Origin of the sequence: Pseudochryseolinea flava (assembly GCF_003286915.1) — a bacterium.
GTDB lineage: Bacteria > Bacteroidota > Bacteroidia > Cytophagales > Cyclobacteriaceae > Ohtaekwangia > Ohtaekwangia flava.
In genome coordinates this window covers 131,853-147,073 of sequence record NZ_QMFY01000002.1, presented here as the reverse complement: position 1 = coordinate 147,073, position 15,221 = coordinate 131,853, and the positions used below count along the sequence as shown (strand labels likewise).

General features: G+C 44.5%; 15 protein-coding genes. 7 read left to right on the top strand and 8 right to left on the bottom strand.

Annotated features, from left to right (window positions below):
- Positions 1-73: 73 nt before the first annotated feature.
- Positions 74-538, bottom strand: a complete 465-nt coding sequence (locus DQQ10_RS27730; protein WP_133259547.1) for a hypothetical protein — start codon at positions 536-538, stop codon at positions 74-76.
- Between the two features lie 172 nt (positions 539-710).
- Here DQQ10_RS27730 and DQQ10_RS05960 point away from each other — a divergent pair, with 172 nt between their 5' ends.
- Both DQQ10_RS05960 and DQQ10_RS05955 read left to right on the top strand, forming a co-directional pair.
- A complete protein-coding gene (locus tag DQQ10_RS05960) occupies positions 711-1,952 on the top strand; it encodes a sensor histidine kinase (protein ID WP_112745921.1) in 1,242 nt (413 codons plus the stop codon).
- Positions 1,953-1,956: 4 nt separating this feature from the next.
- The gene (locus DQQ10_RS05955) at positions 1,957-2,646 is read left to right on the top strand and encodes a response regulator transcription factor (protein WP_112745920.1); all 690 of its coding nucleotides are present in this window, start codon (positions 1,957-1,959) and stop codon (positions 2,644-2,646) included.
- Between the two features lie 24 nt (positions 2,647-2,670).
- Here DQQ10_RS05955 and DQQ10_RS05950 read toward each other — a convergent pair whose 3' ends face one another.
- Positions 2,671-4,644, bottom strand: coding sequence for a PAS domain S-box protein (locus tag DQQ10_RS05950; RefSeq protein WP_112745919.1), 1,974 nt, complete (start codon positions 4,642-4,644; stop codon positions 2,671-2,673).
- Between the two features lie 201 nt (positions 4,645-4,845).
- Between DQQ10_RS05950 and DQQ10_RS05945 the strand changes: the two genes are divergently transcribed.
- The 5 genes from DQQ10_RS05945 (at position 4,846) to DQQ10_RS05920 (ending at position 10,784) form a co-directional block, all read left to right on the top strand.
- Positions 4,846-6,915 (top strand): catalase, encoded by a 2,070-nt coding sequence (locus tag DQQ10_RS05945; RefSeq protein WP_112745918.1) that lies wholly within the window; start codon positions 4,846-4,848, stop codon positions 6,913-6,915.
- 545 nt (positions 6,916-7,460) lie between these two features.
- Positions 7,461-8,801, top strand: coding sequence for an NAD(P)-binding domain-containing protein (locus tag DQQ10_RS05935; RefSeq protein ID WP_112745916.1), 1,341 nt, complete (start codon positions 7,461-7,463; stop codon positions 8,799-8,801).
- Positions 8,801-9,958, top strand: a complete 1,158-nt coding sequence (locus tag DQQ10_RS05930) for an MFS transporter (protein WP_112745915.1) — start codon at positions 8,801-8,803, stop codon at positions 9,956-9,958. The genes DQQ10_RS05935 and DQQ10_RS05930 overlap by 1 nt, the downstream gene beginning before the upstream one ends.
- Positions 9,949-10,512, top strand: a complete 564-nt coding sequence (gene sigZ / locus DQQ10_RS05925; RefSeq protein ID WP_112745914.1) for an RNA polymerase sigma factor SigZ — start codon at positions 9,949-9,951, stop codon at positions 10,510-10,512. The genes DQQ10_RS05930 and sigZ overlap by 10 nt, the downstream gene beginning before the upstream one ends.
- 74 nt (positions 10,513-10,586) lie before the next feature.
- Positions 10,587-10,784, top strand: coding sequence for a hypothetical protein (locus tag DQQ10_RS05920; RefSeq protein WP_133259546.1), 198 nt, complete (start codon positions 10,587-10,589; stop codon positions 10,782-10,784).
- Positions 10,785-10,836: 52 nt separating this feature from the next.
- On the opposite strand, the gene DQQ10_RS05915 is transcribed toward DQQ10_RS05920, so the two are convergent.
- The 6 genes from DQQ10_RS05915 to DQQ10_RS05890 are packed head-to-tail and all read right to left on the bottom strand — an operon-like array spanning position 10,837 to position 15,184.
- Entirely contained in the window at positions 10,837-11,730 is an 894-nt protein-coding gene (locus DQQ10_RS05915; RefSeq protein WP_112745912.1) for a phosphatase PAP2 family protein, read from the bottom strand.
- A 52-nt stretch (positions 11,731-11,782) separates the two neighbouring features.
- Positions 11,783-12,313, bottom strand: a complete 531-nt coding sequence (locus tag DQQ10_RS05910) for a sigma-70 family RNA polymerase sigma factor (protein ID WP_112745911.1) — start codon at positions 12,311-12,313, stop codon at positions 11,783-11,785.
- 48 nt (positions 12,314-12,361) lie between these two features.
- Positions 12,362-12,856, bottom strand: coding sequence for a GNAT family N-acetyltransferase (locus DQQ10_RS05905; RefSeq protein WP_112745910.1), 495 nt, complete (start codon positions 12,854-12,856; stop codon positions 12,362-12,364).
- Positions 12,853-13,914: an ArsO family NAD(P)H-dependent flavin-containing monooxygenase gene (locus DQQ10_RS05900; RefSeq protein ID WP_112745909.1), complete on the bottom strand. Its 1,062-nt coding sequence runs from the start codon at positions 13,912-13,914 to the stop codon at positions 12,853-12,855. Before DQQ10_RS05900 ends, DQQ10_RS05905 begins: the two co-directional genes overlap by 4 nt.
- Positions 13,911-14,564 carry an aquaporin gene (locus tag DQQ10_RS05895; RefSeq protein WP_112745908.1) on the bottom strand — a complete coding sequence of 218 codons (654 nt, stop codon included), beginning with the start codon at positions 14,562-14,564 and terminating at the stop codon, positions 13,911-13,913. Before DQQ10_RS05895 ends, DQQ10_RS05900 begins: the two co-directional genes overlap by 4 nt.
- Entirely contained in the window at positions 14,561-15,184 is a 624-nt protein-coding gene (locus tag DQQ10_RS05890; protein WP_112745907.1) for a low molecular weight phosphatase family protein, read from the bottom strand. Before DQQ10_RS05890 ends, DQQ10_RS05895 begins: the two co-directional genes overlap by 4 nt.
- Positions 15,185-15,221: the final 37 nt, after the last annotated feature.

Below are 15,221 nucleotides of genomic sequence, written 5' to 3'. Positions count from 1 at the left end.
GTGTCGTATTGGTTGAGTAGCCCGACACCGTCGCATATAGTGCAGGATGTCGGGCTCTCATCATTTTTTCCTTTTACAATCTGTCTGCTTGTGTCGCTAACAAGTGGATCTCTTGTTTCAAGCTTGCTAACAATTCTTGCGGTGTAGATGATGTTGGTTTGAAATCTTTAAGCGATGAAACCAATTTTTCAGCGTTTAGTGTAGTAACGAATTCTTCGCGAATAGACGATGCTACTTTCGACATGTGAAGGAGGCTTTCTTCGTCGTTTTTCCCTTGCGTGATGGTCATTTGTTTTAACTTGGTGTTAAAGGCAATAGACGATTTTGAGGCTTTGTCAATGACACTTTGGAGATCTTTTCTCATGTCCGTAATAGAAGCCGCCTCAGCTGATTTGCTGCACTTGGCTTCACATTTCGTTTTGTCACATGGTGTAGAACAAGTTTCGGCGCAAGAAGGCTTACAAGGTTTGGTGCATGATTGCGCGTACGATGCATATGCCGATACGGCAAATACGATTAATAAGGCGATTTTTTTCATATGAACGATTTTTGTTTTGTAATGTTCAAATGTAACGCGACAAATGCGTGGGCATGCCCCAATAAAAAGTTAGAAGAGTGTTAACGAAAAGTTAAAACTTTACCCCCAAGACTGCAAGTCGTGTTTGTGCCAAGATTTGTGAATAATTTGCGTATAAATACAACGTAAAGATATGTCTACGAATCGCGTTTGGGTGTATGCTGTTGTGATGTTCCTACTCGTGGGAACGATACTGGCAACGCAGGTTACTTGGCTGATGCAATCTGCACGCATCGAAGAAAGCTTTCTGAATCAACGTGTCAACAGTGCGTTGTGCGAGGCAATGGATGTGCTCTCAAAAGATTGTGGTTTAACAGCGAATGTAGAAACATGCATTTCCCGTGGCAAAGGAACTTTTGAGCTACCCTTCGAAACGCAAGACAAAATCAAAATTGATTCGTTGATTAAGTATACACTTGCATCCTATAACATTCATGTTCCTTTTGAATTAAAATTCTCTTCGGTTACAGGCGATAGCGCGAAACACGCGTTGTCGATGAGTCAGGCAGTGTTGTATCCGGGAAGATCCGGAAAGCAAAATGTACTTGTGCGTATCGAAATACCATCGCAGGCTCAGCTTGTGCGTTCGCAGATCAACGGTATGTTTATTCTCTCCATCGTTGTGTTAATGCTTCTCATTTGGATTTTTACCAGCACGGTACGGGCACTCTTGCGTGAGAAGAAAATCAGAAAAGAAACCGTTGATTTTATCAATACCATGACGCATGATTTAAAGACACCGATCTCGAATATCTCTTTTGCCGTAACCTTGTTGAATCGTCAAACGGAGAACGATAACGAGCCGAAGAATCAGTTTGTATCCATCATCGAAAGTGAGACCGTGAGACTTAAAGATAGGGCGCGTAAGATCCTTGGCTTGGCTTCGGTAGATGCTGTTCTGGAAGAAGATTCATCCGATCAAACTGAAATTAGTATTCATCCATTGATCGCGAGTGCTGTTGATTCTTTCAAGATAAAATTAAACGAGATGCATGGCCGCATCGAGATGCAGCTGGAGGCCAATCGCGCTATTGTACAGGGAAGTCATTTGCAACTTTCGAGCGCCATTATGAACATCATCGATAATGCAATCACTTATTCGCAAGAAGGATCAATCATCAAAATCAGAACGCGGAATGAAGGCAAAGGAATTACTATCGAGATTGAGGACGACGGCCCGGGAATTCCTGTTCATGAGCAAGCGCTTGTTTTCAAGAAGGCGTATCGCGTGCGAAGCAGCCGGAAATTGCCGGAGGGCTTCGGCTTAGGGTTATACCTCGCACGTACTTCCGTTGAAAAGAATGGCGGAAAACTATCGTTGTCGAGTGATGGCGTATCGGGTAGCTGTTTTACGATTACACTTCCGGTATTGTAAGGGTATGGCAGATAGAATATTAATTGTTGAAGACGATACCAATGCAGGGCTTCTCTTGCAAAACTTCTTGACGTCAGAAGGATATGAAGTTAAGTTGGCTGTCAACATCAAAACCGGATTACGATCATTTCTCGCCGATGTATTTAGTATGTGTATTCTGGATTGTTCTCTTCCCGATGGGGAGGGGTTTAGTCTTGCAAAGGAGATACGATTACGAAATGATCATGTGCCAATCATTTTTCTGACAGCGCGATCGCTACTTGACGATAAGATCAGAGGATTCCAATCGGGTGCAGATGATTACATCACCAAACCGTTCGAGACATTTGAGTTACTTTATAAGATCAAAGCGATACTTCGGCGGTCTCAAGTTCAGATCAACGGGACGAAGGATGCGTGCTTCAGCATCGGATCTTATCAGTTCGATCCGAAAAATCAAACGCTCTCGACAGGCACTATGATAAAGCGGATTACCGCGAAAGAAAATGAGATTCTTAAACTTCTTTGCTTGAAGAAAAATCAGATTACGAAGAAGGATGAAATTCTAATTGCGTTGTGGGGTGAGAGCGACTACTTTAAAGGCAGGAGTCTCGACGTTTTTATTGCCAAGCTTAGAAAATATTTTGCCAGTGATTCATCCGTTAAGATTGAGAACATCCACAGTGTTGGTTTCATTTTGACGGATCAGCCGTAGCCCATTTTTCTAATGCTGATGAGACTATGCTGGCAGTAAGATCGTGAATGTTGCGCCTTTGAGATTTTCGCCTGTAGCCCAGATCGCGCCTTGGTGACGTTCGACAATTGTTTTGCAAAGTGACAAGCCCAAGCCAGTTCCTTCAAATTGATCTTTCGAATTCAAACGCATAAAGACTTTAAAGATTTTGTCTGCATGTTGTGCACTAAAGCCAATGCCGTTATCAGTAATACGAATGGTATAATACTGCTTGCTAGAGATTAGTCCTGCGGATAGTATTTCCTGTTCATTTGCGGCGTGTGCGGAGATAGAAATGACGGGAGCTCGATTAGCGATGGAGAACTTTAATGAATTGTTGATGAGATTGTAAAACAGTTGATAGAGGAGGATGTTTGAACCCTGAATCGTAGGAAGGTTTATCTTTTCAATGGAAGCTTTTTTCTTTTCAATGACAACTTCCAGGTCCGATTCAATATTGCGGATGAGTTCAGCGATATCGACTTTTTCGATGTTGTCTTCAAGCGACGTTAGTGTTGAATACTTCAATACGCCTTCCACCATTGTATTCATGCGGTCACAAGATTTATCGATCTTCTTTAGATACTCCAAGGCCTTCTCTGGAATTTCCGAGCTGTAGTCATAGATCAATCTGTCGACGAATGTTTTTACTTTTCTAACCGGTTCTTTTAGATCGTGGGAGGCAACGTGAGCAAACTGCTGAAGGTCTTCATTGCTGCGCTGTAATTCGCGCGTGCGTGCTTCAACCAATTGTTCCAACTGTTCTGCAAGCAAGCGATATTGCAATTCACTTTCTCTGATCTTTCCTTCAGCTTCTTTTTGTTGGTGAATTTCAACAACGGATCCAGTCATACCTTCAAAGTTTCCGGCATTATCAAAGCGTGGACTACCACGGTCGATCACCCAACGGTATTGACCATCAGCATGCTTTAGCCTGTACGTTGCAGAGAAATCTTTCTGGTCGGCATTTGCTTCCAAAAAAGTAGCTTCTGCTCCAGGACTATCTTCGGGATGTGTTGCCGTAAGCCAACCGAATCCAAGCGCTTCTTCTTGCGTTTGTCCCGTGGCATCATACCAATGTTTATTCAAGTAAGTGCAGTATCCGGTTTTATTGGTCAACCAAATGATTGCCGGAACTGTATCGGTCATGCGACGAAATTGGGATTCACTTTGCTTAATCTTGTCATCGGTGATTCGTCTTTCTGTGATGTCTTCCACCAACACATAAAAGCCTAGAACTTCATTGCTAGAAGCGATGTTGGGGATATAGGTAGCGTGGATGTATGTCTCGCCTTTCTTTTTGTAGTTTACTTTACTTTCGTACGATACGCGTTCTCCGGCAAGGGCTCGCGCTACATAGGGGTGAATCGCCGCATATGCTTTCTCGCCAAGCATTTCTAGCATGCTCATGCCCTTCACATGTTCAGCAGATTCACCAAACCATTCTTCGTAATGCTTATTCGTCAGTTGGTAGCGTTCGTTGCGGTCGACATACGATATAAGAACAGGCATGGCATCAGCAAAAAGTCGAAGCTGCCAATCGTTTTCTTGAAGCCTAAGTTTGGCGACGACCTGTTCTGTTACGTCAATGGCGGATATAAAAATTCCAGTCGTGTTGCCCTGGGTGTCTTTCGTAGGATCGAACACCAAATTAAAATATCCGAGCGTTTTATCTTTTGAACGATCAGGAAGTGGAACTTCGCTTGCGTATGCGCGGATACCTGTGGTTAGCGCTTCGTTCAGCGAGGGTAAAATCGCGGCGGCGACTTCGGGCATAACGTCGTCGAGGGAACGGCCAATAATTTGGTCCGTACTTTTGCCAATGAGTTCCGCGAATCGATGGTTAGCAACGGTGAATCGTTGCGCATGCATCGTTGCAATGGCAACCGGCGCGTGCACGAAATAGTTGTGAAACTCGGCAGTAGCGATTTCTGAATTTTTTACGGCAGGAGAATGCGCGTCGCGATCGTTTTGTATCATTCGATAATAGCGGGTAAGCCCAATGTAAAAAGTGTGAGTAGAGGCGGGGACTAAAGATAATGTAAAAAACGAACTTGTTAAAAACAGCGCATCGTGATGAAAGTTGAATTGTCTAATTAAGGCATTGAGGTTGTCGGGGTGGCTGGAATATGATTTGTATTCGGATGTAGGTCACTTGTATTCTATCTAAAAAGCCGAACTATGAAAAATAAGACTCCTAAAAAATCTCAGGGTGGGGAAACACACCAGACAAATGAAAATGGCTACGAGATGTTGACCACCAATCAGGGTGTTCAGATATCCGATAATCAAAACAGTCTTAAATCTGGTGCACGTGGACCTGTTTTGTTGGAAGACTTTGTACTGCGAGAGAAAATATTTCATTTTGATCATGAGCGGATTCCAGAGCGGATAGTTCATGCGAGGGGTTCTGCTGCACATGGATACTTTGAGTTATATGAATCGCTTTCCGATATCACGAGCGCAGATATCTTTCAGAGAGCTGGGGAAAAGACGCCTCTATTCACAAGGTTTTCGACGGTTGCTGGTGGCGCAGGGTCGGTTGATACACCACGCGACGTAAGGGGATTTGCGGTAAAATTTTATACTAAAGAAGGGAACTGGGATTTAGTTGGTAACAACATACCCGTTTTCTTTATTCAGGACGCGATGAAGTTTCCGGATCTTGTGCATTCCGTAAAAATGGAAGCAGATCGTGGCTATCCTCAAGCTGCCAGTGCGCACGACACCTTTTGGGATTTTGTTTCGCTCATGCCCGAGACTTCTCATATGATCATGTGGGCAATGAGCGATCGCGGAATACCGCGTTCATTCAGAACGATGGAGGGTTTCGGTATTCACACCTTCAGACTTGTCAATGCAAAAGGCAAATCTACTTTTGTGAAGTTTCATTGGAAACCTAAACTAGGACTTCAATCAACGGTGTGGGATGAAGCATTGAAATTACAAGCTGCGGATAATGATTATCATCGACGAGATTTATACGAATCCATTGAGCAGGGAAGTTATCCGGAGTGGGAGCTCGGGATGCAACTGTTTGATCAACGAAAAGCAGATTCGTTGCCTTTTGATGTACTCGATCCGACGAAATTAATTCCTGAAGAGGTTGTGCCTGTCAGAATTGTTGGTAGAATGGTACTTGATCGAAACCCTGATAACTTCTTTTCGGAGACAGAGCAAGTTGCCTATTGTCCTGCGAACGTTGTACCAGGAATTGATTTTACCAACGACCCGCTACTGCAAGGTAGATTGTTCAGTTACCTTGATACACAAAAATCAAGATTAGGTACCGCCAATTTCAATCAGTTGCCAATCAATGCGCCGAAGTGTCCCTTTGGAAATTTTCAGCGTGATGGGATGATGCAGACACAGGTTTTTAAGGGAAGAGCAAATTATGAACCCAATAGTCTTAACATGGCCAATGAAGAAACAGGTCCACGCGAGTGCCCTGTAACGGGTTTTAGAAGTTTTTCGGGCAGACCTGATCAGGACGAGCAAGGAGATAGGTTGCGTATAAGACCGGAGTCATTTGCAGACCACTACAGCCACGCGCGACTATTTTATCAATCCCAAACAGCCAATGAACAAGCACATATTGCATCGGCTATTGTATTTGAGTTGTCGAAGGTGACGCTTGCGCATGTGAGAGCACGCGTGCTGGCAAATTTCAGAAACGTTTCGGAAGATCTCGCTTCACGTGTAGCCAACGGACTCGGCATGGCATTGCCTAATAAAGCACCTTCGGCACATCCTGTTCAAGACATGAAGCCTTCTGATGCATTGTCGATCCAAAAAAATATGAAAGAAACATTGGAAGGACGCTGCGTCGGGATTTTGATTGCTGATGGAAGTGATGCCAATGCATTGACTAAACTAAAGAAGGAAATTAAGAAAGCTGGTGGTAGTTTTAATGTGGTGGCGCCGAAGGTAAATGGCGTTGTACTATCGGACAAGACAAGCGTGGCCGTTGATGGTCAACTTGCAGGAACGCCATCACAGCTGTTCGATGCTGTTGCTGTGATCTTAACGCAAGCAGCAACCACACAATTGTTGAAAGAAGCCGCTGCGATTCAATGGGTGATGGATGCGTTCGGCCACCTCAAAGCCATCGGTTACGCTGAAGAAGCATTGCCTTTGTTGGAGAAAGCAGGTGTTGTTAAAGGCGAAGGTGTTACGACACTACGGGACTTCGTATCGGCGTCTATGAAACGATATTTTAATCGAGAGCCTTCTGTGCGAATCCTGGCCTGATTTTCATTTGTTGCAATTGTATGAAGACGCTGTGAACGGATATTCATACAATTGCATTTATTATTCTATCGGATTGTCCGTAGTGGCTTGTCATGTAAGTTTGATGTTACCATATCCAAGCGTTTACATTTTTTGGTGAGCAATCGTCATGTATCTTGATGGCGAAAATTTTTTACACCTACTATGCAGATGATGAGATGTAAACGGTAGCTTTCCCGATGGCAGGTCAGGAGTTAAATGGACATTTAATGTGGCACTGTACTGGAAGAATGGGTACGCAGGGTAGTAGTGTTGGACCATCACTGTTAGCGGTGATCATGTATTTGTTACAGGATCTGTACCTAGAATTCGACCTACACGGCTACCTATTGGGTGAACGGAGAGCGTAAGGATCTTACCGATGGTTCTCGCCAATCTTTTGCCACGGCGATTTTCGCAGATTAATAGCACGGCATTGTGTGCCGCGTTCGCCGGCGACAAATAGTTTTTCGAATGCTGCATCTTTTTTTGAGTCGCACCGTCATTACGGGTGAAACTCAAAAACAATGGAAGCAGTTAAATCACTCCCTGTCGTAGTTGTTGGCGCAGGTCCTGTTGGGCTTGCGGCAGTAGCGCACCTCAAAGTCCGTGGTATCCCGTTTATATTATTTGAAGCCGGTGCTACGGTAGCATCAAATATTCTTTCGTGGAAGCATATCCGAGTATTCTCACCTTGGAAGTACAATATCGATAAGGCAGCACGCCAACTCTTGAAAGAAACGCTTTGGCAAAGTCCCAGCGATGACGGGTTGCCAACAGGTGACGAACTTTATAGTCAATATTTCAAACCGTTTTATGAGCTTCCTTTCATTAAGTACAATACGTACTTAAACACGAAAGTATTGTCTATAGGGAGAAAGAATGTTGATAAGATGAAAACGTCAGGCAGAGAAAATCTTCCTTTCGTGATTCAAGTTTTACAAGGTGAAGAAGTGAGGCAGTTCGAAGCGAAGGCCGTGATCGATGCAACGGGTACTTGGAACTCACCAAACCCTATTGGCTCGGGAGGCGTCTATGCTATTGGTGAAATTGAAAATAGCGACAATATTTTTTACGGTATTCCTTATATCCTGGAAACGCATTCCCATCGTTACAAAAATAAAAGTGTTCTTGTTGTTGGTAGTGGACATTCATCCATCAATGCGATCCTTGAACTCGACCGACTGAAAGACCAGTATCCCGATACGGAAATCAATTGGGTGTTGAGAAAGAAAAACATCCGCGATGTATACGGTGGACAGGAGAACGATGCCTTCGAAGCGCGTGGAGCATTGGGAATCAAGATCGAGGCATTGGTAAACAATGATCGTGTGAACGTCTATACACCGTTTCAGATTCAGCAGGTGCGGAAGAAAGAGGGAAGACTACAGGTCATCGGATTTCAACATGACCGGCAGTACACGTTGCCTCCGGTAGATGAAATCATTAGCAACACAGGTTCGCGTCCTGATTTTTCTTTCGTTCGTGAAATTCGCTTGCGCATAGATTCATCGCTTGAAAGTGTTCATGAAATCGCGACGTTAATCGATCCAAATATTCACAGTTGCGGCACCGTTAGACCACATGGTGAAAAAGAACTTCGTCATCCTGAAAAAGATTTTTATATCGTGGGCTCCAAAAGTTATGGTCGAGCGCCGACGTTCTTAATGGCAACTGGCTATGAACAAGTGCGCTCCGTCGTTGCTGCGATCGACGGAGACTTTGACGGCGCGCTGAAAGTTGCGTTGGATCTTCCTGAAACTGGTGTTTGTAGTGTAGATCTTGCCGGGAGCGTTACAGGCAACGCGTGCTGTGGTGTTGAAGCAAAGCTGAAGGAGAAAAAAGCAAGTGCAGCTTGTTGCGGATAATGAAGAACGAACAGGATACAAGCGTAAAGTCGCCGGCATTCGCTGCGCTTGCGCTCGCGTTCGCAAGTTTCGGGGACGCGTTTTTGTATCCGTTTCTTCCCGTAAATTTTGATGACGTCGGCGTTCCGATCGCATGGGTAGGTGTTCTGCTGTCTATCAATCGTGTCGTTCGCATCATTTCCGCTACATGGCTTGTCCATGCTTTTGCGAAGTACGGATTGCGTGCCATCATGATCGTGGCAGTAGTGCTTGCGCTAACTTCAACATTCGGATATGGTATGGCAACAAGTGTTGTCGCGTGGATATTTTTTCGCGTCATGTGGGGACTTGCTTTTTCAGCTATGCGAATAGGCGTGTTAGGTTATGCCCTACAACATGAACGCGTAGGGTTTGCGCTTGGCGTTAGCAGAGGTCTGCAGGAATCTGGCCCGATGATCACACTCATGTTTACACCATGGCTTTTGGCGCATGTTGCTGAGTCGGTTATTTTTTATGTGCTCGCGGCGCTATCGATACCAGCACTCTATTTTGCTTTTGCATTGCCGCGCTGCGATGATAAGACGCCATCCTTTGTAGACGCGCGCGTGATGTGTTGGCCGAGTACGTTGAACGCAATAACACTGGTGTCGTCTATTTTGATTGACGGTATGTTAGTAGTTGTGCTGGGTAGTTTGTTTTTGAACTATCGCAATAACATGACGCTATTCGCCGCAACATCGTTGGCCGCTTTTTATCTCGGTTATCGCAGAATTTGCCTTGTCGCATTGTCACCCGTGGGGGGATGGCTTGCAAATCGATTCAGTCTTCATGTCGTTTTTATGATATCCATAGCGTGCGTGGTGGTCGGATTATTCACGATACTCGCTGGCTGGATTGGTACGGGTGTGGTTGTTGTGTTTACATTCTATAGCGTTAATTCCGCAATCACACCAGCATGTGCGTCAAAGGGGAAGTTACATTCGTTGGCCGCCGTGGCGGAAAATGCAACCTGGCGCGATATAGGCGCTGCGCTTGGAACGTTGCTTGGAGGATTTTTTCTTACGTCGCTGTACTTGAACGCAGTGATATTAATCACGATTTTTGTTCTAATCATTTTACTTTTCATCCATCTCGGAAGCCCACGAAAAGCTTTTAAAGTTTTTTATCTATGGAAATAGGGATTATATATAAACAGTTTCATGCCGAGCTGTTGGGCTACGTGAAGCACAAAATACGCTCGCGTGAAGATGCGGAGGATATCTTGCAGAATGTCTTCGTTAAGATATCGTCGAATATCAGAACGCTGGATGAAGATGTAAAAATCAAAAACTGGATATTCACGGTCACACGAAACGCGATTATCGATTATTATCGTTTAAATGCCAACAAACGAAAGCATGCGACTAGTGCTGAACTGACGGACGATATTGCTGATGTTGAGGAACCAGATCAAACAAAAGGGCTGGACCAATGTATGGCTAACATGATTGACTTGTTACCGGATGAATACCGCGATATCATCGTTGAATCGGAAATCAAGGGCATTAAGCAGAAAGATCTTGCAGAGAAGTATGGTATAGCATATCCGTCGATGCGTTCAAAAGTTCAACGTGGTCGTGAGCGACTCAAACAACTGTTTTACAATTGTTGTCAAATAGAAACGGATAAGCGGGGCAATGTGATGGACGTAAAAGGAAAGTCAGGTTGTGGGGAATCTTGCAGCCCCTGTTAACAAGTTAATAGTGGAATGAAATTTCTGCATCATTTTAATGCGTCACCGTCTTTATAGGTGAAAACATTAAAACGATGGAAACAAATACAGAAATTCCAATGCTTACTAAAAGCAAAGTTCCGGTTGAGAAAATACAGACGCCTGCGGCTTCGTCATGTTGTGCTCCCAAGAATAATGCCTCGGTTTGTTGCACACCAAGTGAAAAAGCTGAAGATAATGATGGTGCCTGTTGTGCTCAGCCTGAAGATGGCTCATCTTGCTGTGATAAGTAGTAACAAAGGCGTTGCCATCTAAGGGGTAGAGGCAACGCTTTTTATAAAACAATTAGTGTATATACTTTGGTGATACCGCTTTCCATTCGGCAACAGCTTCGCGGTAGTCTTTCAAGAAATTTTCGTTTTTGAAATAGCACTGCATCATCTTGTACGCAATTTGCCTTGATGCTTCATTGTCGCTGGGGTAGTGGATGCCCATGATTTCGCGCGATCTTCTGATTTCTTCAGCAAGTGCAATAAACTGCTGCTGCTTTTCGGGAACCACTTCACTCCACGTGAATGCTTGAAGGAACGCCCAGAGTGTATGGCCGCTTGCAAATGATGGCGAATTGATTTTTGTGAGTGGCTGAAGTCTTGATTCGAGATGGTATGGACGCGGACGTAATAATTTATACTTAATCGTAAACTCCATTACGCGCATATCTTGCATTACACCTTGGAGCAGTTTCGATAGCTTAGGGAAGTTTTTTGCATTTATGTTTTCTCCCATGAGTTCGCTGCCTTCGAAGAACAAGTCTTTCAAATTTTGATCGTAGAATTGATGGGAAGGTATCAAATTGATTGAGGGCCAGTAGCCGATGTTGCCGATGAATTCGACACGTGTTACTTGCTCAGAAGTTCGTTTCGATTGAAGCTCGAGCATGTAGTCCAATTCTTTCCGAACCTGGTCCGAACTGTTCGCCGGAAATTTAACGCTTTCGCTTAGGGTCTTCGCCTGACTGTCGGAAAGGTAATGTGGTCTTACAAGGAGATAAACGATTGAACTTCCATATTCAGCTGGAGGGTATTTGATGGTGTCCATCCATGCGCGTGCTGGGGTGGGATCGCTGCTGATCTGTTGCAGGGTTTTGTAGTGATCATTTACTGCTGCTAATTTATTTTTTTGAGCAAAGCCAGTAAATGAGATGAGCGAAAGAAGGATGAATAGTCTTAGTTTTTCCATGTGTCTTAAGTATTTACACCAAAGACGCAGCGACTTAAAAAAGACAAGAGAATTAACAGCAAAGCCCGCGATCTTTGCAAATGATCACATTTCCGTATCCATCCGTTTTGATGATGAGAATTTCGTTAAGCTTCTCCCGTAGCATTTGTCGCGCCCGTTGAACACGTGCTTTTGCTGTGGTGTAATTGAGTTTAAGCTTTTCTGCGACGTCGATTTGTGACATGTTTTGTAGCTCCGTCATCTCCAATGGAACACGGTAAATTTCTGGTAGCGTCGGGATCAGTTCGCTGATTGCATTCGAAACGCAATCATTAAAGTTTGGAGGACTTGATTCCCAGTCTATGTCTTTCGGATTTATATTTTTGGCGTTCTTTCGATAGTGGTCCGTAATTGTATTGCGGGTAATCTGATAAATCCAACCGAAAAGTTTATCAGACTCTTTTACTTGGTGAATTTTTGATTGAACCTTCAGAAATACATCATGAACGATGTCTTCTGTGAGTGCTTTGTCTTTAACTCTTTTGTAGACGAATCCCTTAAGTTCGTTTTGCACGCTGTTCCAGTTTAGGTCGACCGCTGTCATAGTTTTAGTTTACTATTCAATGACGGAGTGCTTTCGAAAAAGACACCATTAAAGTCCAACTATTTTACTTCTCCTTTCAAAAAGAACAGTATTGCGCCATATTCCATCCAGTTGGCCTATTTTTTCCCTGTATCCGATTTCTCTAAAACCGTTGGCGGCGTGAAGTCGGATGCTTGGAATATTTTCTGGAAAGATTGAAGCGAATAAAGTCCACACTCCTGCTTTTTCACTTTCTGTGATGAGATGTTTCATGAGCGCAGTGCCAACGCCTTTTCCGGCTGCGGCCGAATCAACGTAGATCGTCACCTCGACGACACCTGCATACACCTTTCGTAACGATACTGGCTGAAGTCCAGCCCAACCAATGATTTCATCTCCCTTAACAGCGACCCATAGTAAATGCGAATGGAATTTCTTTATCCACACTTCATATTCGGGAACGTCAGTCTCGAACGTAGCATTTCTCGTGCGTAACCCTTGCTCGTAAATGTCACGCACGGCAGTCCAGTCATCCGGTTTGAATAGTCTGATGATAAGACTCATGGTTTTGGTAGTTCTCGTGTAGATAAATATCCGGCAATTTCGTCGACGGTTTTTTTTGCTGTTCTGCCAACACCGATGAGTGTGGCGGAGGCAAATCCAGTCCAGTTTCCATATCCAACAAGCCAAAGACCATCGACCTTCTTTGACTTGGTACCTTCGGTGTCAGCTTTGCCCTCGCTGTTCACTACGTCAAGCGAATTCAGAAATGATAGTCCGGGTTTAAATCCAGTACAGAAGATGATCACGTCAATTTTTTCTTCGTGGCCATCGGCCCATACAATTGCGTCTTTTTTAAAATGATCGAACGGTCTTATACTTTTTAATACATTTCTTTGGCGCGCATCTTTCACCGATTCAACCATTACAATGTCGCCCAGCGATGGAGGTTTGAAGTGTTTGCCTGCCTTTTGCGCTTCATACATTTGTGATGCAGCGTCGAAGAGAAAACGTCCGTCGATATGATCGGGCAGGAATCTCGGTTCTTTTTGCGTGATCCATCGTGTATTGGCCACCTTCGAGACTTCAGCAAGAATCTGTGCACCGGAATTTCCCTCGCCGACAATGGCGACACTTTTGTTTTGGAATCCATGTGGTGATTCGTATTGACTCGAATGAAGAATTTGTCCGCCGAAAATTTCGATCCCATCGAATGTTGGGATGAAAGGATTTATGAATGAGCCGGTTGCACTCACTAAAGCTTTTGCAGTGTATAGCCCATCCGACGTGTACAGTTGAAACTCATCGTCAGCTTTCAACACCTTTATTACCTCGACTTGTCGCTTAACGGGAAGATTGTATTTTGCTTCGTAGCTTTTCAGGTATTCAAGTGTAGCATCTCTTGTTGGATAATAGTCAGTGCCACCTGTCATGAGCATTCCGGGCAACGAACTCCATTGCGCCGGCGAGAAGAGACGTAGCGACTTCCATGTATGAAGCCATGCACCGCCGCTTTCTTTTTGATTGTCAAGAATGATGTAAGACAAAGTTGTGCGCCGGAGATAATATCCCATCGTTAAACCACTTTGTCCACCACCAATGACGATGACATCGTACTTCATGTGGTACTGACTTCAGTTTTTATCATCTGCCAAACGAATATCGCGAGCGCTGCACCAAGTGTTGGTGCAACAATGTAGAGCCAAAGGTGTTCGGTATGGCCAGAAACGACAGCAGGGGAGATGGAGCGAATTGGATTCATCGAAGCGCCACATATTGGGCCTGCAAACATTGCCTCAAGCAGCACAGTACTGCCGATGGCCAAGCCAGCAAACATGCCTTGTTCTTTTGAACCCATGGCGATGTTGATGATGACCAGCATTAGCAAAAATGTAAGAATGATCTCCAGCACAAATGACTGGAGTACCGTACCTGCGGGTATCGTTGCGCCTAAAAATTCATTCTTATCAAATAGCAGTTTTAACGTAAGTGACGCGGCGAATGCTCCGGCACCTTGACTTAAAATATAGGGCAACACCTCCTTGACCGGGAAACGCCTGGCGATTGTAAATGCGATGGTCACAGCTGGATTTAAGTGCGCTCCGGAGATTGGCCCCAACGCATAGATCATCACCATCACAATCAATCCAAAAGTCAAAGCAATTCCAGGATGCGTCACTGCGCCGCCGGATTCTTGATTGATAATAATCGCGCCGGTCCCGCAAAACACGAGGGCAAACGTACCTAATATTTCTGCGTAGTACTTTTTCATTTTACCAGTGAAAAAGCGAACAGTATTTCACGTCCGATGTCATGCACACGTTCCGCATACTTTGCAGACTCTTGTGGTGTGCCATCGAATTCTTTAGGGTCATCAAATGTTAGGGCAATGCGTTTTGCGCCGGGTATAAGCGGACAGTTGTCGTCGGCATGTGAACAGGTCATCACCGCGCCGTAGCCAGTCTTCGGATTGAAGTCGTCGTCATATCGCTTGGAGAATACGGTGAGCGCCGGTGCTTCGTCTGAGAACTTTACAAGATATACAGGGTTATCGCCGTCTTTGGCAGCTGTAATTTCGAATCCTGCATGCTTCATTGCAGCCACAGCCCTAGGATTGAATGCCGTTGCTTCAGTGCCTCCTGAAAAAGTTTCAACACCTGCGATACCATAGTAGTGCGCGGCCGTTTGCGCCCATATCTGCGAGATGTGACTTCTGCGCGAATTGTGTGTACAAATGAAATTGAGTAATATCTTTTTTCCTGCTGCTTTGTTTTCAGATACAAAGTGGTGCAAATGAGCGATGATGGATTTTCGTTCGTCGGAGATTTGATCAAACTCTTGAACGAGTTTCTCAATGGTACGTTCGATCGCGGGTAGTACTCGGGTAGACATAGCAGTATAGTAGTATTACGTTATTGGTGCGTAAAAA

What these genes read in the sequence shown, in the direction of transcription:
- DQQ10_RS05920 (WP_133259546.1), top strand. Translation starts at nt 10,587, where the DNA reads ATGGAAACAAATACAGAAATTCCAATGCTTACTAAAAGCAAAGTTCCG.
- sigZ (WP_112745914.1), top strand. Translation starts at nt 9,949, where the DNA reads ATGGAAATAGGGATTATATATAAACAGTTTCATGCCGAGCTGTTGGGC.
- DQQ10_RS05945 (WP_112745918.1), top strand. Translation starts at nt 4,846, where the DNA reads ATGAAAAATAAGACTCCTAAAAAATCTCAGGGTGGGGAAACACACCAG.
- DQQ10_RS05955 (WP_112745920.1), top strand. Translation starts at nt 1,957, where the DNA reads ATGGCAGATAGAATATTAATTGTTGAAGACGATACCAATGCAGGGCTT.
- DQQ10_RS27730 (WP_133259547.1), bottom strand. Translation starts at nt 538, where the DNA reads ATGAAAAAAATCGCCTTATTAATCGTATTTGCCGTATCGGCATATGCA.
- DQQ10_RS05930 (WP_112745915.1), top strand. Translation starts at nt 8,801, where the DNA reads ATGAAGAACGAACAGGATACAAGCGTAAAGTCGCCGGCATTCGCTGCG.
- DQQ10_RS05935 (WP_112745916.1), top strand. Translation starts at nt 7,461, where the DNA reads ATGGAAGCAGTTAAATCACTCCCTGTCGTAGTTGTTGGCGCAGGTCCT.
- DQQ10_RS05950 (WP_112745919.1), bottom strand. Translation starts at nt 4,644, where the DNA reads ATGATACAAAACGATCGCGACGCGCATTCTCCTGCCGTAAAAAATTCA.
- DQQ10_RS05915 (WP_112745912.1), bottom strand. Translation starts at nt 11,730, where the DNA reads ATGGAAAAACTAAGACTATTCATCCTTCTTTCGCTCATCTCATTTACT.
- DQQ10_RS05910 (WP_112745911.1), bottom strand. Translation starts at nt 12,313, where the DNA reads ATGACAGCGGTCGACCTAAACTGGAACAGCGTGCAAAACGAACTTAAG.
- DQQ10_RS05895 (WP_112745908.1), bottom strand. Translation starts at nt 14,564, where the DNA reads ATGAAAAAGTACTACGCAGAAATATTAGGTACGTTTGCCCTCGTGTTT.
- DQQ10_RS05900 (WP_112745909.1), bottom strand. Translation starts at nt 13,914, where the DNA reads ATGAAGTACGATGTCATCGTCATTGGTGGTGGACAAAGTGGTTTAACG.
- DQQ10_RS05890 (WP_112745907.1), bottom strand. Translation starts at nt 15,184, where the DNA reads ATGTCTACCCGAGTACTACCCGCGATCGAACGTACCATTGAGAAACTC.
- DQQ10_RS05960 (WP_112745921.1), top strand. Translation starts at nt 711, where the DNA reads ATGTCTACGAATCGCGTTTGGGTGTATGCTGTTGTGATGTTCCTACTC.
- DQQ10_RS05905 (WP_112745910.1), bottom strand. Translation starts at nt 12,856, where the DNA reads ATGAGTCTTATCATCAGACTATTCAAACCGGATGACTGGACTGCCGTG.